This window comes from Pseudomonas yangonensis, assembly GCF_009932725.1.
GTDB lineage: Bacteria > Pseudomonadota > Gammaproteobacteria > Pseudomonadales > Pseudomonadaceae > Aquipseudomonas > Aquipseudomonas yangonensis.
Genome location: NZ_BLJU01000018.1, coordinates 122593 through 145476 on the forward strand (window position 1 = coordinate 122593; position 22884 = coordinate 145476).

A 22884-nucleotide genomic window follows, 5' to 3' on the forward strand; every position below is an offset into this window, starting at 1 on the left:
GCCTCAGAACCTCGAGGTGTAGGTCATGGCGAAGATATAGGCCTTGACCGTGGTTTCGATATTGAGCCCGGCGTAGGGGTTGTAGACCAGGTTATCCAGCCCTTCGCAACTGACGTTGCAGCTGCTGCCGGCGGGAATGCTCTGCTTGGAAACGAAGTAGTTGAAGCCGACATCGATGGTGGTGTCCTTGTCCCAGCGATAACCCAGGCCGAGACCATAGAGATCGGCATCGCCCACTGGTGCGAGCACGTCGGCCTTGTCCTTGGGAATGGCCGAGGGGCGGTACTCGTAGCCGGCACGCAGGGCCAGGCGATCATTGACGTCGTATTGCACGCCCACACCCCAGCTCCAGGTATCACGATACCCACGGTCGAGAATGATGCTGCGATCGGTGGCGTTGCCGCCGCCGAAGGTCTTGGCGATACGCAGCAGGTCGAGTTCGCGATCGAACTCGATCTCGAAGTTGTTCCAGTCGCTGTAGCCGACCCAGCGCAGATCCAGATTGAACTGCCATTTATCGAAGGGACGAACCTTGATGCCGGTACTGAAAGCATCCGGATAGGTCAGTTTGAGCGAGGCGTTGCCGCTTTCCTCGTCTGCGCCATAGGGAAAGATCGGGCTGAGAATCTGACCGAACAGCGAGCCTTGCAGGCCGGACCAGAAGCCCGCCCAGTCCTCGGTATAGTCGACGCGGTACTTGCCCTTGAGATTCATGCGCGCCTCGCTCTGGTAGGTCGCACCCCAGGCGAACCAGTCGGTCGGTTCCCAGAGAATGCCCAGGTTGTAGGTCGGCGACAGGCTCTGCTGCAGATCCAGGTCGAGGTTGGCCAGCGAGTCGAACGGGCCGATCTTGCCGCTGCAGACATTGATGAACGGCCCCGTGATCTCTTCCAGCCCCGGCAGGCAAAGTGCCTCGTTGAGAATACGGGTCAAACCAGTGAGCATGCCGGGGTTACGAAAGTCCTGGTTGAGCGCCACCGCCTGATGGGAAAACCCGATGGACAAGCCTACCGACAGCTCGTCATTGACCTGATAGGCCAGCGACGGTGAGAAATAGGTGATGCGCTGCAGCGATACCTGGCGCCCCTGAAAACGCCCTGGGTCGTCGTCGGAATCGCGCGAATAGCCCAGCGCCATGGGCGCGTATACGTTGGTAGCGAAGGTGAATTTCGAGCCTGGCGGGTTGATCGACAGGCCCGCCAGCGGCGCTACCAGAACCGGCAATTCAGTCATGCCGCCGACACCCGGCAGGTACATGGTCGGCGTCAGGGTGCGGCTGCTGGAGTTCTTGAAGGGGTCGTCGTCGAACCCCATGAAGCCGTAGTCCTGCTTGGCGTCGAACTTGGCGCGGATGTCCATCACGCCGCTGAGCAGCTTGACCGTGGTCTGCCGCCCCTTGAGTTTGCTCAGCGCCGCCGGGTTGTAGTGCACGGCATCGATGCCGGTGAAATCGGCGGTGACGGCGTTGCCCATGGCCATGGCCTTGGGGTTGCCAATGGTCAGGTTGTTGGCCAGTTGCGCATGGACGGGCAGGACGCAGGCCGCGCCGAGCCCCACCAGCAGCAGAGCCTGCAGCTTGGCAAGATGAGTCATATCAGGTTCGCTCGCTGCTTACTCGGCCTTGAGGCCCTTGATATCGAGGGGCATGGAGATCCCGAGCAGGACATCGGGCGAATCTTCGGTCATGCCGAACCCGGCATTGACGTTGACGATGGTATTGGGTGCGGTGCGCAGGCCCAGGGAGAAGTTCATCACCGCACTGGTCTGCTCGTTACCCTCGAAGGTGGCATCGCTGAACTTGAATTTCGGCGCCAGGTTGTGGGCCATCTGGAATGAGGTGGCCAGGGACACGTCATAGGACAATGCATAGGCAAAGCCCATGCTCAGCGACAGGCTCGAGCCTGGGTCAACTTCTTCCAGCAAGCGCCCGCCGCGGACCTGATCGGCATCGCGGATGGGCAGGTTGTAGGTGTAACCAAGCGAGCCGAACAGCACCACGGGGTCGATCACGTAGGACAGGTTGGCGCCGACGCCCAGGCTGTAGTAACCGTTGCCCGAGGCCAGGCCATTGTCCAGGCTGACGTCATAGGGGCTGTCCCCGGTCGGCAAGCCCAGGGTGGCGAACAGCGTAGTAACCGGCCGACCGCGTGCCGACGACCACGGCTGCCAGCGCAAACTGGCGGAGATATCGCCAAGGCTGTAGGTACTGAGGTCGCGCTCGGTGTCGTACTTGGCCAGAAACGGCACACGCATGCTGAAGGTAAGGTTGTCCCACACCCCGTAATCGAAGGTGAAGGAATTGGTGAAGGTGTGTTGCGCCTCGCTCTGACCGATCACGCTGTACACGTTCTGCCCGGTACGCACGGTCTGGATCTGCGTGTCGCGCAGCAGTGAGTAGTCGAAGCCGTAGGTCAGGGTACGCTCGCCCTTCTTGAGCAAGGTGTAGCTCTTCTCGGCTGCCTGGAAAACCTCCTCAAGCGCCTTGGCACTGTCGGCGTCGTCCTCCTTCTTGCTCAGCGCATCGCGCGCATCGTCGACCGTAGCCTCTTCGGCCATCAACGGCTGCGCCGCCACCAGCGTCAGCATGGCCAGCCATGCATACCCCCAAACTCCCATGACGCTATCCCCAGATCGTTATTGTTATGCCGGGCAAATCACTTGCGGCGAATGTATTGGATGTCGCCCCCCGACCCCAGTTGGTCGGCCTGATTCGTGGTGAACTTGGCCATCTGCGGAAATTCGCGGAAAGCCAACATGCTGATGGTGCGGTCGTCGATGATGCGCAAGTCGCGATCGGTCAATGCCATGGCATTGGGCGGTTCGTTGCCACTGGGGAAGATCACGAACAGCACGTTCTGATCCCAGATTTCTTCGAAGCGCACACGGGTGAAGCTGATGTTGCCCAGTGCCGGGTCGGCGACGAATACGTGTTCGTTGTAGACGTCGCGCACCACCACGAAATGTTTGAAGCCGGCGTACTCGATGGGCACGATTGCCGGGTGTTCGAGCTGCGCCAGGTCATCGAAACCAGCGCGGAAGCCGCCGCTCTTGTAGCCCAGAGCTGTGACGAAGCGCTTCATGTCGAGCAGGGAAAAACCACGACGCTCGACGATCTTCTCGGCCTCGCCGAAACGCAGCAGCCCTTCCATCACCTGGCGCTCTTCCAGGTTGCGCCCGAGGTAATAGTCGAGCAGCGTGGTCAACGCCGCAGAGCCGCAGCTGTAGTCGTAGGCCTGGCGAATGACGTTGCGAAACTGCAACTGACTCATCGGCTCGAGCACCACCGACTCACGCAGCGGGCCGTTGGGCACCAGCGGCTGGGTGATGTTCACGGTGCCGGTGGGCTGAGGCTTGATGTCGACAGCTTCGGTAAACCCGTACAAACCGATCAGGCTGCCCACGAGAATTTCGATCATTGGTCAATCCGCAACTGCATACAACGAGGCAGGAGCCCGGCCGCGCGCGACAGAGCTCCTGTGGAACGGATCAGGCGGGGATCAGTGGCCCCAGACCTTGACGGTGGAGCCGGCCATGTCCAGACCGTTGATGGCCACGCCACCAATGCTGTTGTTGCCGATTTTCACCGAGTCGACTGAAACACCACCGTTGATGCCCGGCAGGCCGATTTCCAGTTTGTTGTCCTTGACGTCGATGGTCAGCGGATTGGTTTCATCGATATTGAAGCCCGACAGGCTGACGGTGTTCAGGCTCAGAGTGTTGCTGCCATCGCTGATGCCGCTCTCGGTGTCGGTGTAGACGATGGAACCGATGGTGGCATCGAAGTTACCGGCGATGCTGATACCAGCCTGACCGGTGACGCTGGCCAGATCGGAATCATCCAGGGCCTTCAGATCGGCCTGGGCCATGAACGGGACTGCCATGACGGCGGCGGCAAGAGCGAATTTCTTCAGGGTCATCATTGTTGTTATCTCCACAGTTCAAATGGGGGTTCCCCGGCTCTGCCGGTGACGTCCTGTCACGAGCAGCCTGATCGGCCCATGCCGATCACCAGACCTGCCGCGGCTTCCTTAGGTACGCCAGGTTTGGTTTCGCGAAACGCAGCGCGCTTCGCTATGGCTACAAGCTACTAACCCACCATTGAACTGCCAGCCCATCCAAGGGATGGAGCGAACTGCTGACTTGCCGTTCTACTTCTTTATGCCTCGCTCAACAGTCCCAGGCTCTTGCCCTTGAGTACCGCCTGGGTACGACTGCGCACACCCAGCTTGGAAAACAGATTGTGCAGATGCCATTTGATGGTGGCCTCGGACAGATGCACTGCCTGGGCGATATCACGGTTCGAAAGTCCGGCCGCCACGAGTCGCAAAATCTCCCGCTCCCGAGAGCTAACATCTTGATTTTCATCGAAACTTTCTGGATCGATGGACAGCCGTCGGCATTGTTCGCGCAGTGTTTCGGCAACACCTTGCCAGGCTGCGGCGCGTTTCGGCTCGGCGCTTTTCCAGGCATCCCACAGCGGCAGCAACCATAGCGCGTCGTCCTGGAACAGACGGCGGTAACCGCATTGCCAGGCCTCCTCCAACGTCGCATGCAACAGTGCGAAGGCTTTTTCGCTGTTACCTTTGCGCCAGTACGCCACAGAAAGTAACAGGCTCAGGCGCAGGCGCCGGTCACGCTGGTGCTCCGCGCCCTGCTTGGCCAGGCATGCCTCCAGGCTGGCCTGGGCTTTTTCCAGCCTGCGCTCGCTCAGCGCCAGACGCGCCTCACTCAATGCCAGCGCCGTATGGGCATCGCCATAACGCTCGACAGGCAGGGCTGCGAGATGGCGTTCCAGCTGCAGATAGATGCGTTGTGCCTCGTTGGGCCTGCGCAGCCACAGCAGGAACTGCACCTTGCAGCCCATAGCGATGGCGAACACCCGCTCGTAGCCGGGCCCCTGCAAACCCGCCAGCCACTCATCGAGTTCCTCCAGGCCCTGCTCTGCGGCACCAGCGAAGAAACGCGCGCGCGCCATGACCAGCCTGCCGCGGCTGATCAACTCCACCGGCGTGGCAACATCGCGCCAGGTGGTGGCCAGCGGCAGCTCGGCAAGGATGGCGCCATGTCGATCCTGCTCGTACAGTAAATCGGCATAGGCCAGGCCCAGCGGGCCGCCGACCCGGCTACGCCGTCCGAACACCTGCTCGACGCGTGCCCGCGCCGACTCGGCCAGTGCGCGGCCGCGCTCCAGCTCGCCGTATTCCTTGCAGATCAACGCCTCGATAAGGCTGGCCATCACGTGCAGGTATTCGCTCTCGCACTGGCGCAGGTTCTCCCGCGCCACGGCTATCGCCTTGGCCGCCTCGCCGAACTCGCCGAGCAGGGCGAACGCTGCGGCCTGAACGCAGGCCAGGCTGGCGCGGAACACCGGCTGGTTCTGTGGCACCAGGGCCAGCCAGTGACCGGCGACCTTGAGACAGGCCTCGAGCTTGTCCTGATAGAGCAGTACCAGCGCCTTGAGCACCTGGGCGGCCGCCAGCAGTTCGATCAGGCCGAAATGCATGCCCTTGCCGCGCCCCTGGGTCAGGCGGGTGCTGACTTCCTCGATCAAGGCTTCGGACTCGGCGAACTTCTGCTCGAAGGCCAGTTGCCAGGCATAGAAGATCTGGAACACCGGCTGCTCGGTGATCACCAGCGGCGGGATGTCCTTGAGAATGGCGAGAATGCCGTAGACCCGGTTGCCGGCGATCAGCCTGGCGCCCTGGCGCTCCAGCAGCTCGGCGGCGAACGCGTAATCGCGTGCACGCAAGGCATATTTGATCGACTTGTCCGCCAGATCGTGGCCTTCACACCAACGCGCGGCGGCATGCAACAAATGAGCGCTGTCGCCACGTCTGGCCAGGCGCCCCTGAAGAAACTCGGCGAACAGATGGTGATAGCGGAACCATTCGCCCTGCTCGTCCAGCGGAATCACGAACAGTTGCTCGCCCTTCAGGCGCCGCAGCATCTCGTGCCCGTCCTGGCGTCCAGTCAGGGCGTTGCACAGTTCAGCATTGAATTCATCGAGCACCGAGGTCTGGTCGAGAAACAGCTGCACGGCTTCGGGCAGGCTGGCCACCACGTCTTCGGCCAGGTAATCGGCGATGTTGCGCTCGGCGCCTGACAAGCCTGCAAGAAAAGCCGCGCGATTGTGCTGACGCGGCAAGGCCAGCGCAGCCAGATGCAAGGCAGTGATCCAGCCCTCAGTGCGTGCATACAGCTGGTCGAGCTCGCCTTCCTCCAGAGCGAGCCCCTTGATATCGCGCAAATAGGCGGCAGTCTCGGCACGGGTCAGACGCAGGTCTTCGGCCTTGAGCCAGAAAGCCCAGGCGCCCAGAGCAGGCAGCTCGTCGAGAAAGCGCGGCTGATAACGCGTGCTGACCACCAGCCTTACCTGGCTGGGCAGGCGTTCAACCAGATAACGCGAACACTGGCCCAGAGAGGGGTGGCGGATACGGTGGAAGTCGTCGAGCATCAGATAGAGGTCTTCAGACAGGCCTTTGAGGTCGTCGAGAAACGCGTCTATGACGGTCTCCAGCGGCCAGCTGACCTCGCCTTGCAGCAGGGCCGTGGTGCTGGCGCCGAAGCCGGGGCAGACCGCACCTATTGCCGCCACCAGATATTGCAGAAGACGCGCCGGCTCGCCGTCGCCCTCATCGCAGGACAACCAGGCGACACGCGCCCCCTGCCCCTGCAGACGACTGCGCAACTGGCTGAGGACGGTGCTCTTGCCAAAGCCTGCAGGAGCACTGAGCACGATCAGGCGCTGCTCGCGGGCCTCCAGCAAACGCTTGAGCAAAGCCGAACGTTGCAGTAAGGGAGCGCCCTCGGCATGGGCGGGATACAACTTGGTGCGCAACAGCGGCGCGGCGGCTTGGCTGGATGGATTCTGACTGTTCATGATTCGAGTAGGCTCAGCTCGCGGGCACGGCGGATGGCTTGAGTGCGATTACGCACCTTGAGCTTTTCGTAGATGTTGTGCAGGTGCCATTTGACGGTCCCCAGTGCCAGCGCCAGCTGCTGGCCGATCTCCTCGTTGGACATGCCCTTGGCAGCCAGACAGACCACCTCGCGCTCGCGCTCGGTCAGCCCCTCCTCCAGCGTGTCCTGCGGCTGCCGAGAATCCTGCCCGGACCAGGCACTCAGCAGGCTGCGGATGAAGGCCTGCAATGCCGGCTGACGCTCGGCGGATTCCAGTTGGAGCAGTAACTGACGGATGGCCTCGCCCTCCTCGATGAACAGGCTGCGCGCCTCCTCCCGCTCAGCATCGATCAGGCACTGCACCAGCAGACTCTGCGCCCGTTCCTGGTAGCCCAGGCGCTGGTAGCTAAGCGCCGCGAGCAGATCCAGGCGCAGGCGATGCAGCCCGTGCCAACCGTTCTGCAACTGGCCGCGCAGTTGGGTGATCTCGTGCAGTGCTTCGCTGTAATGCCCTCGCGTCTGTTGCAGGCGAATGCGGGTCAGGCCAAGCACCCACGACACCGGATTGAAGCTGCGCTGCTTGTAATGGCCAGCCAGCTTGGCCCAGTCCACCGACTTCAGGCGCTGCTCCGCGCGCTTGCTGCGGTCGGCTACCGGTTCCTGAAGCATCAGCGTGATCTCTTCACCTACCGCCTGCACATAAAAGCGCCAGGAATGGGTGCGCGCCGCCAGGTTCTGCATCAGTACCAGAGTCGCGAGCGCCTCTTTCGGGGCGCCCTGCAGACGTTGAACTCGTGCCAGACAGAGCATTGCCTGAGCGTAGAGATCGATCGGGTTGATCACATCGACCTTGGCCAGGGCCCAGCGCAGACGGTCCTGCAGGCCATCGATGCGCCCCTGGTGATAGGCGATCAGCGAGTCGGTGATGGCCGGCAAGACCAGCGCGCGGGACTCTTCGCCAAACCAGGGCATCGTCCGCGCGCGCAGTTGTTCGAACAACAGTTGCGCCTGTTTTATCCGCCCCTGCTCCAGACACAGGAGCACCTCGACGTTGGCCAACTGCATGTCCAGATAGCGGCCTTCAAGAAAGTGATTGCGCTGCTGCGCCAGCGCCAGCAGCTTGCGCGCCTGCTCACCCTGGCCCAGCATGACGTTGGCCAGAGCGCCAACGGCAAGGATCGCGACCTCGAGAAACGCGGTGTGCTGCCCGAGCTGCACCTCGATACGCCGGGCGAGGTTGACGCAGCTATCCAGGTCGTCCTTCTGCAAGGCGATTACCGCCTTGATCGCCAGGGTCGCCAGAACCTTGTCACTCAACGGACCACCGCTACGCGACTCGCTCCAGCGCTGCAGCAGCTCGTCGAGCATGCGGTTGGCTTCGCTCAGCCCCATTTCCGTTGCCCGGGTCCAGACGTCGGCGAGCACCAGCACCGGGAAGCGGCCAGCGATCTCGTCCGGCACGTGCTGGCGCCACTTGTAGATCAGGTTGAGCTGCCCGCGGTTGATCAGCTCAAGACCGCAGCCGTCGATCAGCGCGGCGAGCATCTCGGTGTCTTCGGCGAGGCAGGCGTGCTCGATGGCCAGGTTCTGCATGTGGTGATTGGTGAACCACAGGCTGGCGTTGAAGTGCAGCTGCTTGAAGCGCTCCGGGTCGCGTTCCTTGAGACGGCCACGGAGAAACTCGGCGAACAGGTTATGAAAGCGATACCACTGCCGCTCGCGGTCCATCGGCAGGAGAAACAACTGCATCGCCTCCAACTCTTCCAGCAGCTGCTGGCCATCCTGGCGCCCGGTCAGCGCGTTGGCCAGATCGCCACTGAGCTGCTGCGCCACACCCAGCGCCAGCAACTGCTCCTGGCGCTCGGCCGGCAACTGCTCGAACACCGAGCGCAGCAGGTAATCACCCACCGCATGCTTGTCGGCGCCCAGTTCGGCCATGCGCTCCGTCGGTTGGGGATGATTGCGCAGCCATAAACTGGCCAGGTGCACTCCGACCAGCCAACCCTCGGTATGGCTGTAGAGGGCACCGAATGCCTCGGGGTTAAGCTGCAGACCGCTGCGTTCCAGATAACTGCGCGTCTCTTGCGGATTGAGCCTGAGTTCATCGCTGCCGAGTTCCAGCAGCAGCCCCTTGGCTCGTAACGTAGCCAAGCCCAAGGCAGGTTGCGAGCGGCTACCGATCGCCAGGGTGAAATTGGGTGGTGCCAGCTTGACCAGGCGGCTGAGCGCCGCGAGCAGCTCGCCATCCTGGATCAGGTGCAGATCATCGAGTACCAGCAGCAAGGGCTCGGACCGTTGCGACAGGTCCGCCAGCAGGCTTTCCATCATCGCCTCGACCGGTACGAGCATGGTATTGCGCAGATAACCCAGCGCATCGCTCCCAAGGCCGGGCAGTGCCTGACCCAATGCTTCGATCAGCTGCTGGAAGAAACGGACCGGCTCATCGTCATCGGAACCGAGCGAAAGCCACGCAACCGTGCTGCCCGCCTGGCGACGCTGCTCGGCAAGCATCGCCAAAGCGGTGGTCTTGCCGAAGCCGGCTGGCGCGCAAAACAGCACGAGGCGGGCATGGGGATAGGCCGAAAGCGCGGCTTCGACCTGGGGTCTTGCCAAATAGTCCGCAGATGCCTGGGGCGGCGACAATTTCGAACGCAGCAGGCTTCCAGCGGCTGGACCTGTCACAACATCCATGGCCTGGATCCCTTATAAATTATTGTTCTGGTATTGGCCGCTCCCGTTTTAGCGGGAACAGCTCTACATTCAACATCCTGGCACCGCGCCATACTAATCAGGCGGACGCGGCCGAGTAAACCCGGCGCAAGCTCTAGGATGAATGTTAGCGGCGGACTACAATCGCCCTTTCATCTCTTCCGGCTACCGTGCATGCCCAGCTGCTCTCTACACCCGCTTCCCTACCGGACAGACCCCAGCGACTACTTTCAGCGCATTCGCCAGGCCCCAGGTGCCGTATTGCTGGATGCCGGGCGCCCGAATGCCGAGCGTGGACGCTATGACCTTATGAGCGCCTGGCCATTGGCAGAACTGGCGCCAGTGGCCGACGAATCGGCCAACGATTTCCTGCAGCGCCTGCGCGACGCGCTGCAGAGCCTTGGCCATGCGGAGGCGCCAGCGCAGCAGCCATTGCCATTTGTCGGCGGCCTGATCGGTTACCTGGCCTACGACTTCGGCCGTCGCCTGGAAGCGCTGCCCGAACAGAGCGCCGACGACCTTGGTCTGGAAGATGCGCGGTTCGGCCTGTACGCCTGGGCGCTGATCAGCGATCACCAGCGCGGTACCAGTGCGCTGCTGTTTCATCCGAAGCTGCCGGAAACAGAGCGCCTGCGTCTGCAGGCGTTGTTCGAAGCCCCCTGCAACGAGGACCTTGCGCCCTTCCGACTGAGCCAGCCGTTCAAGGCCGATATCGACCAGTCCCGCTATCGCCAGGCTATCGGACGCGTTCAGGAGTACATCCTGGCGGGCGACTGTTATCAGGTGAATTTCGCCCAGCGTTTTCAGGCCCCCTGTGCGGGCGATCCCTGGACTGCATACCTGGCGCTGCGCCAGGCCTGCCCTACTCCGTTCTCGGGGTTTCAGAGCCTGGGCGGCGCTGACGCTATTCTCAGCCTGTCGCCCGAGCGTTTTCTCAAGGTCAGTGCAGGTCAGGTGGAAACACGCCCGATCAAGGGTACCCGGCGCCGCGGCGATAATGCCGAGGACGACCAGGCGCAGGCACAAGACCTGCTGGCCAGTCGCAAGGATCGCGCCGAGAATCTGATGATCGTCGACCTGCTGCGCAACGATCTCGGCCGCAGCTGCCGCACCGGCTCGGTCAAGGTACCGGAGCTGTTCGTCCTGGAAAGCTATCCGAATGTGCACCATTTGGTCAGTTGCGTGACCGCCGAGCTGGCGCCCAACAAGGATGCGCTGGACCTGATCGCCGGTAGTTTCCCCGGTGGCTCCATCACCGGCGCACCGAAGATCCGCGCCATGCAGATCATCGACGAGCTGGAACCGACCCGGCGCGGACTCTACTGCGGCTCCTTGCTGTATCTCGACGTGCGCGGTGAGATGGACAGCTCCATCGCCATCCGCAGTCTCTTGGTCAAGAATGGCCAGGTCAGTTGCTGGGGCGGTGGCGCCATCGTCGCCGACTCCGACTGGCAGGCCGAGTATCAGGAGTCGATCACCAAGGTGAAGGTGCTGCTGGAAACGCTGGAGCGCCTGTAGGCCGAAGCCGAATAAGCACCCCAAACGAAAAACGCCGCGAAATCGCGGCGTTTTTCATGCATCGGTCTTACACACTCAACTTGCGGTTCGACGCCTTGAGGAATTCCTGCTTGAGGTCCTCATAAGTGTGCACCGCCGGAAACTGCGGGAACTCGCGGATCACATTATCCGGCGCATGGAACAGGATGCCGGCATGGGCTTCGCTGAGCATGGTGGTGTCGTTGTACGAGTCGCCCGCTGCGATCACCCGATAGTAGAGGCTCTTGAAGGCGATGACCGACTGGCGCTTGGGGTCCTTCTGGCGCAGCTGGTAGCTGACCACGCGATCGTTCTCGTCGGTGATCAGGCGGTGGCACAGCAGGGTCGGGAAACCGAGCTGACGCATCAGCGGCTGGGAAAACTCGTAAAAGGTGTCGGAAAGGATCACCACCTGGAAGCGCTCACGCAGCCAGTCAACGAACTCCACCGCGCCGTCGAGCGGTTTGAGCGTGGCGATCACGTCCTGGATGTCCCTGAGCTTGAGGCCATGCTCGTCGAGGATGCGCAGGCGCTGCTGCATGAGCACATCGTAATCGGGGATGTCGCGGGTGGTCGCCTTGAGCGACTCGATGCCGGTTTTTTCCGCGAAGGCGATCCAGATTTCCGGGACCAGTACGCCTTCCAGGTCGAGACACGCGATTTCCACAGGCCGCTCCTTGGTTGAGCCAAAAAGGAGCCGGCACTCTAGCCGCTGGGCTTGGTGCGCGCAATGCAGCATGCTTATAACCGAAACAAAGGACACCAAGCGCCTTAGTTATTTAGCCGCATAACCGGCCTTTGTTACCATCGCGCCCTCACGCACACGATCTGGAGTCCTCAACATGGAACTCGACCTGGACGCGCTCAACGCCGAACTCGGCAACCAGCCAGAAAAGCTGGTGCAGTGGGCCATCGGACTGGGCAAAACCGCCATCTGCACCACCAACTTCCGCCCGTTCGAAGCGGTGATCCTGCACATGGTCAGCCAGGTCAAACCGGATATCCCGGTGGTCTGGATGGACAATGGTTACAACACCGAAGCCACCTACCGCTTCGCCGACGAGGTGACGCGCAAGCTGAACCTGAATCTGATCACCTACCTGCCCAAGCGCTCGCGTGCGCATCGCGAAGCCATCGACGGCCCGGTGCCCGGCCTGGATGATCCGCGCCATGCCGCCTTCACCGAAGAGGTCAAGCTCGAGCCCTTTGCCCGCGCCCTGCGCGAGATGGCACCGGGTGTCTGGTTCACCGCCCTGCGCGCCACCGATACGGCCGTACGCGCGCAGATGGACCCGATCAGCATCAACCCGGATGGCCTGATCAAGGTCGCTCCGCTGCTGCACTGGACGTCCAAGGATCTCTACCAGTATCTGGTCGCCCACGACCTGCCGAACGAGTTCGATTACTTCGACCCGACCAAGGGTGAAGACAATCGCGAGTGCGGTCTGCACCTGAGCCACTGATCGGCACGGGTTGGAACGAAACATGGCGCCCTTGGGCGCCATGTTCGTTTCAGCCTCTGCCTCAGTGCATGGGCAATTCGACGTCCGCGAACAGCTCTTCGAGCTCGGACTTGTTATGGCACTGCACGGCTTTGGCCAGCATGTCGCGGGTCAGGTGCGGGGCGAAACGCTCGATGAAGTCGCACATGAAGCCACGCAGGAAAGTACCGCGACGGAAGCCGATCTTGGTCACGCTGGGCTCGAACAGCCCATCGGCGTCGAGCACCACCAGGTCCGGGTCGAGCTTGGGGTCGACAGCCATCTTGGCCACGATGCCGACACCCAGGTTCAGGCGCACGTAGGTCTTGATCACGTCGGCGTCGGCGGCAGTGAACACCACCTTGGGCGTCAGGCCGCGATGACTGAAGGCCTCGTCCAGTTTCGAGCGCCCGGTAAAGCCGAATACGTAGGTGACGATGGGATGCTCGGCCAGCGCTTCGAGGGTCAGCTTCGGCAGCTTGGTCAATGGATGCCCCTGCGGCACCACCACACAGCGGTTCCAGCGGTAGCAGGGCATCATGATCAGATCGTTGAACAGCTCCAGCCCTTCGGTGGCGATGGCGAAGTCGACGCTGCCATCGGCGGCCATCTCGGCGATCTGCGTCGGCGTACCCTGATGCATGTGCAGCGACACGTCCGGGTATTGCTTGATGAAAGCGCTGATCACCGGTGGTAGCGCATACCGGGCCTGGGTGTGGGTCGTGGCGATGGACAGCGTGCCCTTCTTCTCGTTGGAAAATTCCTGGGCGATCTGCTTGATGCTTTCGACCTTGCGCAGAATTTCGCCGGCCGTGGTGATGATGCGCTCTCCGGCCGGGGTCACGCGGGTCAGGTGCTTGCCGCTGCGGGCGAAAACTTCCACGCCCAGCTCGTCCTCGAGCAAGCGAATCTGCTTGCTGATCCCTGGTTGAGAGGTGTACAGGCTCTGAGCGGTAGCCGATACGTTGAGGTCGTGGTGCGCAACTTCCCAGATGTAGCGCAATTGCTGAAGCTTCATATGTTTCCCTCAGAGCGGTAAGGCAGCAGTAGCCGCCAATGCCGTATATAACCATATTATTGGTTTAGTAGCACAGCCTAGAACTTTTTATTAAATACCTCCCTTTACAGATCCCCGTGCCCACGATGCTGCAGCATGGGCACCAGATATACCGGCACCTCCGACAACTGCACGATCCGCGCTGCCGTACGCCCCAGCGGTATGGTCAGGTCCGTACCATGGCTGTGACTGCCTACGACCAGCAGATCCACTCCAAGTTTCTGCGCCTCCCCCAGAATCACCGCTGGCGGATCGCCTTGCAGCACCCGCACGGCACGTATCAGCTGAAGATCCTGCTGACCATCTCCAACTTCGTCACGAAAGCCTTCAAGTACACGTTGCTCGATGCTGGCCATCACGGTGTTCAAACCATTGCGACGCAGCTCCGCCAGAGTGTCTTCATCCAGGTAGGTCTGCAGCACGGACTCGGCGAACAGGCCCATGGGTTCCACCGCGTGAACCACGTATAAATCAGCCTTGAAGCTGCGGCTCATAGCGAGGGCGTGCTGCAGCACGTAGGAGGCATAAAGCCCCAGATCGGTGGCATAAAGTATCGAGCGGATCACGCGGCCTCCTCGACTGCTGGCGCAGGCCTCTGATTGAGCTTAGCAGCGCATCAGACAAAGCAAGAACCGCAACGTCATTTAGGACGAATGGCTATATACGCGCACGTGATTGCCGCCGGGATCAGGGCAACAATTCGTTGCTCACGCCATGGGGGACATGCCCGGTCGCCACTACCTGACGAGCTTTTTCGCAGTGACCGGTCTGGTCGTCGAAGAAAACGTCGGCCGCGAAGGCCTCCAGCACCGCGGACTTGTCCAGCCCACCCAGAAAGAAGGATTCGTCCAGGCGGATGTTCCATTCGCGCAGCGTGCGGATCACGCGCTCGTGCGCCGGGGCCGAGCGCGCGGTGACCAGCGCCGTACGAATCGGGCATTCGGCTTCGGGAAACTCCTGCTGCAACGCGTGCAATGCGGCGAGAAATGGCTTGAACGGCCCACCTGGCAGAGCCTGCCGAGCGGACTCGCGCTCGTGATCCTGAAAGGCATTGAGACCGCCGCTTTGATAGACGCGCTCGGAGTCATCGGAAAACAGCACGGCATCACCATCGAAGGCAATACGCAATTCATTGCTGTTGGCCCGCCGGGTGCCGCCGGAAAGGAGCGTGGCCGCACCGAAACCGGCTTTCAGCGCATTGCGCACATCCTCGGCATGGGTAGAGAGAAAAAGATGGCAGCCGAAGGCCGCCAGATAAGGATCGGGGCTGCGGCCGCCGACGAAGGCAGCGCGGGAAATGCCAAGGCCGTAATGCTGGATCGAATTGAACGCACGCAGGCCGGTATCGGCGCTGTTGCGCGACACCAGAATGACTTCGACGCGCTGTTCGCTGAGGCGTGTATTCAACCCCAGCAGCTTCTCCACCAGCGGGAAGGCGTCACCCGGCATCAGTACCTCATCTTCATGCTCGATCTGATAGCGACGGTAGGCTTCAACACCCTCGCTCTCGTAGATCTGATGACTCTCGCTCAGATCGAACAGCGCCCGCGAAGAAATCGCCAGCACCAGCTTGTCCCCCAGCCCCTTGCCCATGATTAGGCCTCCCGGCGAGCCTGAATGAAACGCAGCGCCTGATACAGCGCGCGCACCTTGGGCATATCGAAACCCGCGGCATCCGCAACCGCCAGAGGTGCTTCATAGATGGCATGCAGCTCGGCCGGCCGGCGCTGGGCAAAGTCGTGGTACATGCTCGGCAGATAATCGGGCATGCGCTGCGTCGCCGCGAGCAGTTTGTCCGCATAGTTCTCAGGCATCGCATACCCCAGCGCCTGAGCGGCCCGTACCACTTCCTGCATCATGTCGGCGATCAGCGCGCGGCTATCGGCATTTCCCATCATGCGCCGCGTATCGGCATCGAGCAGTACCGACAGGCCGTTATAAGGGATGTTCCACACCAGTTTCTGCCAGCGCGTCTGTGCCAGGTCACGCATCGCTGCCGAATCCAGGCCGGTGCTGCGCAGCAGACCCGCGCCCTCCTCGACCAGCGCCAGGCGCGACTCGTCGCCATCCAGCGGCCCAGAATGATAGGCCAGATTGATCGCCCCCAGCGCCTGATGCTCGATCACCCCCGGAGCGCGGCGGTGAACGCAGATGTAGCAGAGCCCACCGAGCAGGTGCAGATCGTCGCTCAGCAGCGGGCGCAGCTCGTCCTCCACCGCCAGACCGTTCTGCAACAGCACCACCTTGGCTCCTGGCGCCGCGGCCTTGGCGATCAGGGGCGCAAGCTCGGCGTTGGCCGTAGTCTTGGCCCCCACCAGCAGCCAGTCGCATTGCGGCATGTCCTCGATATTGCGATAGGCCTGTACCGCTGGCAGGTGCAGGGCGCCGTGCACACTGCTGTTCAGCTGCAGGCCTCGCTCGACGACGGCAGCGTATTCGCTACGCAGCAGAAAGTGCACGTCGTGCCCGGCGCGCGCCAGCAGCATGCCGTAAAAGCCGCCGATGGCACCGGTGCCGATGATGCCGACGCGCGGCGCGGGGGATTGAGACATCAGGGAAGCTCCTCAGCCGGGCGAAGCAACGCCTCGCCCATGGCGGTTAGCAGATCGGAATGGGCAAGGCGCGCTTGCAACGCGCCAAAGAAATGACCGTCCTTAACCAGAAACAATGAAGGCAGATGAAAGACCTCGTAGCGCGCCACCAAACCGGCGTTACGCCCGGCATCGATCCAGCACAGCCGCTCGACCGGAAGCGCCATGCCTGGCAGCGCCTGGCGCGCCCAACGACAGCTGGCACAGCCCGTGCTAGTGAACACCAGCAGCGAGGTACCGGGAAGGTCGAGCAGGCGGCGGTCAGCATCCAGATCGGTCAATTCCAGTTGCGTCGCTATACTGAATCCAGTGATATCAGTTTGCCTGCACTCGAGGTCGGTATTCATGCGTAAGTTTCTGCGTCATCCAAGCGACATGCCGGTGGAACTGGTGTTGCGCAGACAGGCCTGCATTCCCCGGCAACGGCTGAACAATATCAGCCTGGGCGGGGTCGCATGCAACTCGTTACGCGGCTTTCGTCGCGGTACCTCGGTCGAACTGCGCATCCCGCTGCTCGGCGATCAGGCGCGCTATCCCGGGGTCGTGGCCTGGTGTCGACGACAGGAAAACGACTACCTGGTAGGCATCGCGTTCATCGATGAGGACACTCTGTTCCGCGCGCGCATGGTCGAACAGGTCTGCCAGATCCAGCACTACCGCCAGCAGCTGGAACAGGAATCAGGTCAGCCCATGGCGATCGAGCAATGCGCCCAGGACTGGATCGCCAAGCATGCCGCTGAGTTTCCCTATCTCGCGTAGTGAGCCCTCGCCACCCTCCGCAAGGCAATCAGTCCCTCATACTGCCAATCTATGAGGCCATTGAACTTAACGCCCATTGTCGTGCAGCCCCTTACGCGCTAAGGTTCGGCTCCCCCTGCACCAACTAGCTGTGCACCGCCATAGGGGATCGCTGGCGGCCGGCACCCGTGACCTGACGACCTGACCCGATGAATAGCACCATGGCTGATTTACCGATCGACGACCTCAACGTCGCTTCCAATGAAACTCTGATCACCCCCGATCAGCTCAAACGCGAAATCCCCCTGACCGATGCGGCACTGAAGACCGTCGCCCATGGTCGTCAAGTGGTGCGCGACATTCTCGACGGCAAGGATCATCGCCTGTTCGTGGTCGTCGGCCCCTGCTCCATTCACGACATCAAGGCCGCTCACGAGTACGCCGAGCGCCTCAAGGTGCTGGCTGCCGAGCTGTCCGACAGCCTGTTTCTGGTCATGCGCGTATACTTCGAGAAGCCGCGCACCACGGTCGGCTGGAAAGGTCTGATCAACGATCCGTATCTGGACGACTCGTTCAAGATTCAGGACGGCCTGCACATTGGCCGTCAACTGCTGCGCGACCTGGCCGAAATGGGCCTGCCCACCGCCACCGAAGCGCTCGATCCGATCTCCCCGCAATACCTGCAGGACCTGATCAGCTGGTCGGCCATCGGCGCCCGCACCACCGAATCCCAAACCCACCGCGAAATGGCTTCAGGCCTGTCCTCGGCGGTCGGTTTCAAGAACGGCACCGACGGTGGTCTGACAGTGGCGATCAACGCACTGCAATCGGTTTCCAGCCCGCACCGCTTCCTCGGCATCAACCAGCAAGGCGGCGTGTCCATCGTCACCACCAAGGGCAATGCCTACGGTCACGTGGTGCTGCGCGGTGGCAACGGCAAGCCCAACTACGACTCGGTCAGCGTCGCCATTTGTGAGCAGGAACTGACCAAAGCCGGCATCCGGCCGAACATCATGGTCGACTGCAGCCACGCCAACTCGAACAAGGACCCGGCCCTGCAGCCGCTGGTACTGGAGAACGTCGCCAACCAGATCCTCGAAGGCAACAATTCCATTGTCGGCCTGATGGTCGAGAGTCATCTGGGCTGGGGCAATCAGTCGATCCCGAAGAACCTGTGCGACCTCAAGTACGGTGTATCCATCACCGACGCCTGTATCGACTGGGACACCACCGAGAAGAGCCTGCGCAGCATGCATGCCAAGCTCAAGGATGTACTGCCCAAGCGCCCTCGCGGCTGAGGGTTGTGCAGCCAAAAGAAAACGCCGGGCTATGCCCGGCGTTTTCGTATTCCTTCGTCAGGCGGGATCGTTTCACCCGCCCTGGAGAGCTGCGCCTATTGATGGCGCGAACGGCGCTCCATGTAGCGTTCGACGTAGGAGCAGGATGGAATCACCGTATACCCCTGTCCTTCGGCATATTGCAGGGCATGTTCGGTAAGCGCTGCGGCAATGCCGCGGCCACGCAGGGCGTTGGGTACGAAGGTCCGGTAGATGTCCAGCGTCTGCTTACCCAGATCCATGTAGGCCAGATAGGCGCGATCACCATCGACGGTCGTCACGAACTGGTGACTCGCCTGGTCATGGTGGATGGACAACCCCTCGCTCATCTTCTCTCCTCTAGCCGCAACCGTTAGCGGCGCATTTACTTTTACTTCATACCGGTGCTTTGGCAAAAGCGCAAACCCTGATCCTGCTTCTGCAGGTGAGATCGGCCAAGCTTATCAGGCGCAGAACCGCCCAGCCATGAGCAATCAGAGGCTCAACAGCGCGATGCAGAGCAAGGCTGCAATCACCGGGATCAGCACCGTAATGACGAAGATGTCCTTGTACGCCTGCTTGTGCGTCAAGCCCATGATCATCAGCATCGCGATCACAGCGCCGCAATGCGGCAAAGAATCCAGCCCCCCGGCGGTGATGTTGGCGATACGGTGCAGCACCTCGGGCTCCACTCCCATCTCCAGGTACCGCGGCGCCAGGGTCTGCATGAAGATCTGCAAACCACCGGAAGACGAACCGACGATCCCCGAAACCACGCTGACCGAGGCGAACACCGACAGCAGCGGCGGCAGTTCCACCGCAAGAATCCATTGGGCGAATTGGGCAAAACCCGCAGTCTGAGTTACGACGCCGCCAAAACCGATCACTGCCGCCGTGTTCAAGAGCGGCATAATCGCATCATCCGCTCCCTGCCCCAGCAAACCCAGGGTATTGCGGCGCAGGCTTTGAAACATCAGCACAGCGACGCAGGTGGCGATTACCAGTGCCAAGCTGGGCCAGAGAATCGGCTGCGCCTGACTGAAGGCCAGCAGCCCGCCCAACGCACCTTCACCCGGCACGACCGCACCAGACAGGGCGAACAGGCGCGGCAGCAAAATGATCCCCAGCACCACGATGATCGGCACCAGCGCCAGCCCCCAGTGCGGCCCACTACCTGGCGCGCCGGCCAGCTGCTGCATGCGCTCGTCCTGCGCGTTGGGTTCGAAGCCTTCACCTCGCTCACGCGCCAGGCGCCATTCCCGCTGCAGGTAAGCCATCCCCAGAACGATCATCACCAGCGAGGCGAACAGCCCGATCCAGGCGCCAGCGAACAGGTCAGTGCCCAGCGCACTGGCAGCGATCACGTTGTGAATCGATGGCGACCCGGGCAACGCCGTCATGGTGAAGGTGCCGGCGCCGAGCGCCGTGGCAGCACAGAACAGGCGCTTGGGCAGATTCGCTTCGCGCATCAGCGTGATACCCAGCGGATACATGGTGAAGATCACCACGAAGACCACCACGCCACCGTAGGTCAGCACGGCACACACCAGCATCGCCACCCACAGCGTGCGTTGTGTCCCCAGGCCGCGGGTAATGGCCTGAGCGATACTGCCTGCGGCCTGACTCGCCGCCATGACCTTGCCGAAGATCGCGCCGCAGAGAAACAGCACGAAGAACTTGCCGGCGAAGGTGAATGCGCCCAACGGGCCGAATGGAAAGTGTTCGAGCAATGCCCGAGGTACGGCGACGCCATTGCTGAGCGCCACCAGAATCGAGCACAGCAACGCCGCGATGAAAATGTTTACCCCACGCAGCGCCATGTAGATAAGTAGCGCCAAGCCCAGCAAGAGCCCCAAATTCCCAAGCATCCGCATTCCCCCTCTTTATTGTTTTAGTTCCAACTGGGGACAGTTATAACAGTTCGTACAACCCGCACACTGTTTGGATTGCGTAACTGACTGTTTTTTAGCCAGCCCCCGTATGCCGTACGCTGCAGCGCTCCGCCCGAAGAAAAAAATTTCCAACTCTTGCCTTGGCTCCGTTTACTTACTAAAAGTAATAGGTAGTATGTACGCCGGCTAATTTCCCGCAGTTGGGGAATTGCTTTTTATGGAAAACTCCACCTTAAGGGGAACACGATGAACAACGTTCTGAAATTCTCTGCTCTGGCTCTGGCCGCAGTTCTGGCTACCGGTTGCAGCAGCATGTCCAAAGAAACCGAAGCTCGCCTGACTGCTACCGAAGACGCAGCTGCTCGCGCTCAAGCCCGTGCCGACGAAGCCTTCCGCAAGGCTGATGAAGCTCTGGCTGCTGCTCAGAAGGCTCAGCAGACCGCTGACGAAGCCAATGAGCGCGCTCTGCGCATGCTGGAAAAAGCCAGCCGCAAGTAATTTGCGACTCGTTTTTTCGAAAGCCGCCCCAGGCAACTGGTGCGGCTTTTTTATTGCCTGCGCCAGACGCTGAACATGTCGCGCCAGCCGTCAGGCAATAAAAAGCCCGCCGGCGCGAACGCGGGCGGGCTTGTTCATGGTTTTAAGGTCAGAACGGATTGTCGCTAGTGGCTACCACGCTCTCGGTTTGCGTGGCGATGGGCACTGGCATCCCGTCTTCTGAAGCTACCACTTCGCGCACCATTTCCCAGTCGAGACGCAGGCCGCTGAGTTCGTCACGCTTGAGCAGTGCATTGATCACCGCCGTATGTTTGTCGACAACGGACGGATCGCCCTCGTCATCCAGCGGCGCGTGCGCCTCCAGGTAGATCTTGCCGCCGCTGACGCCGAATTTGTATGGCTCATTGATGATACGAACCGGAGTACCGACCGGCACCATGTCCGCGAGCTCGAGCACGTTGTGGTTGAGCATGCGGAAACAGCCGTGACTGACGCGCATGCCGATACCGAACTTCTTGTTCGAGCCATGAATCAGGTACCCGGGAAACGACAGCGTCATCTTGTACGGGCCCAACGGGTTGTCCGGGCCGGGCGGCACCACCGTGGGCAGGATGTCGCCGTCGGCAGCGTGCTCCTCACGGATCGACTTGGGCGGATACCAGGCCGGGTTCGGCGTCTTCACCGTCACTCGGCCGACACCCAGCGGCGAACCCCAGCCTTCGCGGCCGATGCCCAATGGGAAGGTATGCACAACGTTCTGCCCTTTCGGGAAGTAGTACAGACGATACTCGGCCAGGTTGATCACGATGCCCTCACGCGGGCCAGGGGGCAGCACATAACGCGTCGGCAGGATGACCTCAGTGCCCTCGCCAGGCAGCCAGGGGTCGACGCCCGGGTTGGCCGCGACCATTTCCAGATAACCGAGATCGTTCGCCGTTCCCAGATCGGCGAAGGTGTCCTCGTACTTGGCCCTGATCACCTGTACCTGGCCCACCACGTCCTCGCCTGGTGGCGGCAGTGGAAATTCGAGCGCCTGCACCGCGGCACTGCAGCATAGTGCGACCAGAGTCAGGCAGCGGTTGACCGCAGAAAAGCGCGACAACATCCGGGAATCCCTTGAGAAGAGTTGAGTGATATTACGGCGATTGTACACCGCCGTTCGAAAGCCTGGCAGACGTCAGCCATCCGCCCAGTTAGAGCAAAGACCCTGACGCTGCGCCTCGAAGGTAGCCAAGCAGGCCGGGCAGAGTCGGCGATCGCGCAGCCAGACCTTTTCCAGCGCTCGCCAACGCGGCTGCGCTGGTAACAAACCGCCACACAATGTGCGATCGGCATGCCCACCCAGGCGCAACTGACGAGCCACCAGATGCACACGCACCTCGCGACAGGCGAACAGGTCCAGCTGCTCATCCGGCTCGATCAGTTGATAGGCATAAAGGGACCAGGCGGGACGCGGCATCTGGGGCTCCGTGACAGGTCGGCCACATTAGCCGAAAGGCTTGAGACGGAAAAGCCTCTGCCTGTGCAGTTTTCCCGCAGCAAAGCGGTGTTCACAGCATGGGTTTGAGCGTCGGCCAGACATTCTCCAGCAGCACCGCCTGCGCCGCCTGGGTCGGATGAATGCCATCGGCCTGCATCATCCCCGGCACGCCACCGACGCCCTCGAGGAAGAATGGCACCAGCGGCACCTTTTTCGCCTCAGCAACATCGGCGAACACCTGGGCGAAGGCTGTGGTGTAACGCTGACCATAGTTAGGGGGCAGGCGCATGCCCAGAATGAGCACCTTGGCCCCTGCCTGCTGTGACCTCTCGACCATGGACGCAAGATTCTGTTGCAATTGCGCTGGAGGCTGGCCGCGCAGGCCATCGTTGCCGCCCAGCTCGATGATCACCAGCTCCGGCTTGTGCTCGGCGAGCAGCGCAGAGAGCCGCGCGGCGCCGCCTGCGCTGGTATCACCGCTGATCGAGGCATTGACCACCGAGTGCTCGAAACCCTCCTCGCGAAGGCGTTCTTGCAGCATTGCGACCCATCCCTGGCGGCTATCCAGGCCAAAAGCGGCGCTGATACTATCGCCGACCACAAGCAGGGTGCCTGCAACCGCTCCCTGAGCCCAGAACATCAGGGCCAAGGCACCACTGAGCCACCATGCACGCATTTGGAATCTC

The 22884-nt window shown here is 61.6% G+C and carries 22 protein-coding genes; 5 read left to right on the forward strand and 17 right to left on the reverse strand.

All coding sequences use genetic code 11. The features are described from left to right. Window positions 1-3: 3 nt before the first annotated feature. The 6 genes from GYB81_RS17905 to GYB81_RS17930 form a co-directional block, all read right to left on the reverse strand. Window positions 4-1593, reverse strand: a complete 1590-nt coding sequence (locus GYB81_RS17905) for an outer membrane protein transport protein (RefSeq protein WP_161867041.1) — start codon at window positions 1591-1593, stop codon at window positions 4-6. A gap of 18 nt (window positions 1594-1611) precedes the next feature. Further along, on the reverse strand, window positions 1612-2616 hold the full coding sequence (locus GYB81_RS17910) for a transporter (RefSeq protein ID WP_161867040.1): 1005 nt from the start codon (window positions 2614-2616) through the stop codon (window positions 1612-1614). 38 nt (window positions 2617-2654) lie between these two features. After that, window positions 2655-3416: a C39 family peptidase gene (locus GYB81_RS17915; RefSeq protein WP_161867039.1), complete on the reverse strand. Its 762-nt coding sequence runs from the start codon at window positions 3414-3416 to the stop codon at window positions 2655-2657. 81 nt (window positions 3417-3497) lie between these two features. Further along, window positions 3498-3920, reverse strand: a complete 423-nt coding sequence (locus GYB81_RS17920; protein ID WP_161867038.1) for a DUF6160 family protein — start codon at window positions 3918-3920, stop codon at window positions 3498-3500. Between the two features lie 236 nt (window positions 3921-4156). Next, a complete protein-coding gene (locus GYB81_RS17925; RefSeq protein ID WP_161867037.1) occupies window positions 4157-6880 on the reverse strand; it encodes a helix-turn-helix transcriptional regulator in 2724 nt (907 codons plus the stop codon). Continuing rightward, entirely contained in the window at window positions 6877-9591 is a 2715-nt protein-coding gene (locus GYB81_RS17930; RefSeq protein WP_161867036.1) for a winged helix-turn-helix domain-containing protein, read from the reverse strand. Before GYB81_RS17930 ends, GYB81_RS17925 begins: the two co-directional genes overlap by 4 nt. A gap of 192 nt (window positions 9592-9783) precedes the next feature. Here GYB81_RS17930 and pabB point away from each other — a divergent pair, with 192 nt between their 5' ends. Then, a complete protein-coding gene (gene pabB, locus GYB81_RS17935) occupies window positions 9784-11127 on the forward strand; it encodes an aminodeoxychorismate synthase component I (protein WP_161867035.1) in 1344 nt (447 codons plus the stop codon). Window positions 11128-11194: 67 nt separating this feature from the next. Here the strand turns inward: pabB and thrH are convergent, their stop codons facing one another. Continuing rightward, on the reverse strand, window positions 11195-11812 hold the full coding sequence (thrH, locus tag GYB81_RS17940) for a bifunctional phosphoserine phosphatase/homoserine phosphotransferase ThrH (RefSeq protein ID WP_161867034.1): 618 nt from the start codon (window positions 11810-11812) through the stop codon (window positions 11195-11197). Window positions 11813-11987: 175 nt separating this feature from the next. On the opposite strand from thrH, the gene GYB81_RS17945 reads away from it, so the two are divergent. Next, window positions 11988-12608 carry a phosphoadenosine phosphosulfate reductase domain-containing protein gene (locus GYB81_RS17945; RefSeq protein WP_161867033.1) on the forward strand — a complete coding sequence of 207 codons (621 nt, stop codon included), beginning with the start codon at window positions 11988-11990 and terminating at the stop codon, window positions 12606-12608. Between the two features lie 61 nt (window positions 12609-12669). On the opposite strand, the gene cysB is transcribed toward GYB81_RS17945, so the two are convergent. The 5 genes from cysB to GYB81_RS17970 all read right to left on the reverse strand — a co-directional run bounded on the left by cysB (window position 12670) and on the right by GYB81_RS17970 (window position 16621). Further along, complete coding sequence (gene cysB / locus GYB81_RS17950) at window positions 12670-13644, reverse strand: HTH-type transcriptional regulator CysB (protein WP_161867032.1); 975 nt, start codon at window positions 13642-13644, stop codon at window positions 12670-12672. A gap of 104 nt (window positions 13645-13748) precedes the next feature. Next, window positions 13749-14249, reverse strand: a complete 501-nt coding sequence (locus tag GYB81_RS17955; RefSeq protein WP_161867031.1) for a universal stress protein — start codon at window positions 14247-14249, stop codon at window positions 13749-13751. 121 nt (window positions 14250-14370) lie between these two features. After that, on the reverse strand, window positions 14371-15276 hold the full coding sequence (locus tag GYB81_RS17960) for a 5'-nucleotidase (protein WP_161867030.1): 906 nt from the start codon (window positions 15274-15276) through the stop codon (window positions 14371-14373). 2 nt (window positions 15277-15278) lie between these two features. After that, window positions 15279-16235, reverse strand: coding sequence for a putative 2-dehydropantoate 2-reductase (locus tag GYB81_RS17965; RefSeq protein ID WP_161867029.1), 957 nt, complete (start codon window positions 16233-16235; stop codon window positions 15279-15281). Then, on the reverse strand, window positions 16235-16621 hold the full coding sequence (locus tag GYB81_RS17970) for a YbbN family protein (RefSeq protein ID WP_161867028.1): 387 nt from the start codon (window positions 16619-16621) through the stop codon (window positions 16235-16237). The genes GYB81_RS17965 and GYB81_RS17970 overlap by 1 nt, the downstream gene beginning before the upstream one ends. Between GYB81_RS17970 and GYB81_RS17975 the strand changes: the two genes are divergently transcribed. Next, window positions 16620-17033 (forward strand): PilZ domain-containing protein, encoded by a 414-nt coding sequence (locus tag GYB81_RS17975; protein WP_161867027.1) that lies wholly within the window; start codon window positions 16620-16622, stop codon window positions 17031-17033. The two genes, GYB81_RS17970 and GYB81_RS17975, sit on opposite strands and share 2 nt — an antisense overlap. A 200-nt stretch (window positions 17034-17233) precedes the next feature. After that, window positions 17234-18310, forward strand: coding sequence for a 3-deoxy-7-phosphoheptulonate synthase (locus GYB81_RS17980; RefSeq protein WP_041978939.1), 1077 nt, complete (start codon window positions 17234-17236; stop codon window positions 18308-18310). Window positions 18311-18405: 95 nt separating this feature from the next. On the opposite strand, the gene GYB81_RS17985 is transcribed toward GYB81_RS17980, so the two are convergent. Together GYB81_RS17985 and GYB81_RS17990 are read right to left on the reverse strand one after the other, a co-directional pair. Beyond that, on the reverse strand, window positions 18406-18678 hold the full coding sequence (locus tag GYB81_RS17985) for a GNAT family N-acetyltransferase (protein ID WP_161867026.1): 273 nt from the start codon (window positions 18676-18678) through the stop codon (window positions 18406-18408). A gap of 144 nt (window positions 18679-18822) precedes the next feature. After that, a complete protein-coding gene (locus GYB81_RS17990) occupies window positions 18823-20196 on the reverse strand; it encodes a GntP family permease (RefSeq protein WP_161867025.1) in 1374 nt (457 codons plus the stop codon). 270 nt (window positions 20197-20466) lie between these two features. Between GYB81_RS17990 and oprI the strand changes: the two genes are divergently transcribed. After that, window positions 20467-20718 (forward strand): outer membrane lipoprotei OprI, encoded by a 252-nt coding sequence (gene oprI, locus GYB81_RS17995; RefSeq protein ID WP_161867024.1) that lies wholly within the window; start codon window positions 20467-20469, stop codon window positions 20716-20718. Window positions 20719-20866: 148 nt separating this feature from the next. Here oprI and GYB81_RS18000 read toward each other — a convergent pair whose 3' ends face one another. The 3 genes from GYB81_RS18000 to GYB81_RS18010 all read right to left on the reverse strand — a co-directional run bounded on the left by GYB81_RS18000 (window position 20867) and on the right by GYB81_RS18010 (window position 22874). Next, window positions 20867-21823, reverse strand: coding sequence for a L,D-transpeptidase family protein (locus GYB81_RS18000; RefSeq protein WP_161867023.1), 957 nt, complete (start codon window positions 21821-21823; stop codon window positions 20867-20869). 72 nt (window positions 21824-21895) lie between these two features. After that, a complete protein-coding gene (locus tag GYB81_RS18005; protein ID WP_061237999.1) occupies window positions 21896-22177 on the reverse strand; it encodes a hypothetical protein in 282 nt (93 codons plus the stop codon). A 91-nt stretch (window positions 22178-22268) separates the two neighbouring features. After that, window positions 22269-22874, reverse strand: a complete 606-nt coding sequence (locus GYB81_RS18010) for an arylesterase (RefSeq protein ID WP_161867022.1) — start codon at window positions 22872-22874, stop codon at window positions 22269-22271. Between the last annotated feature and the right edge of the window lie 10 nt (window positions 22875-22884).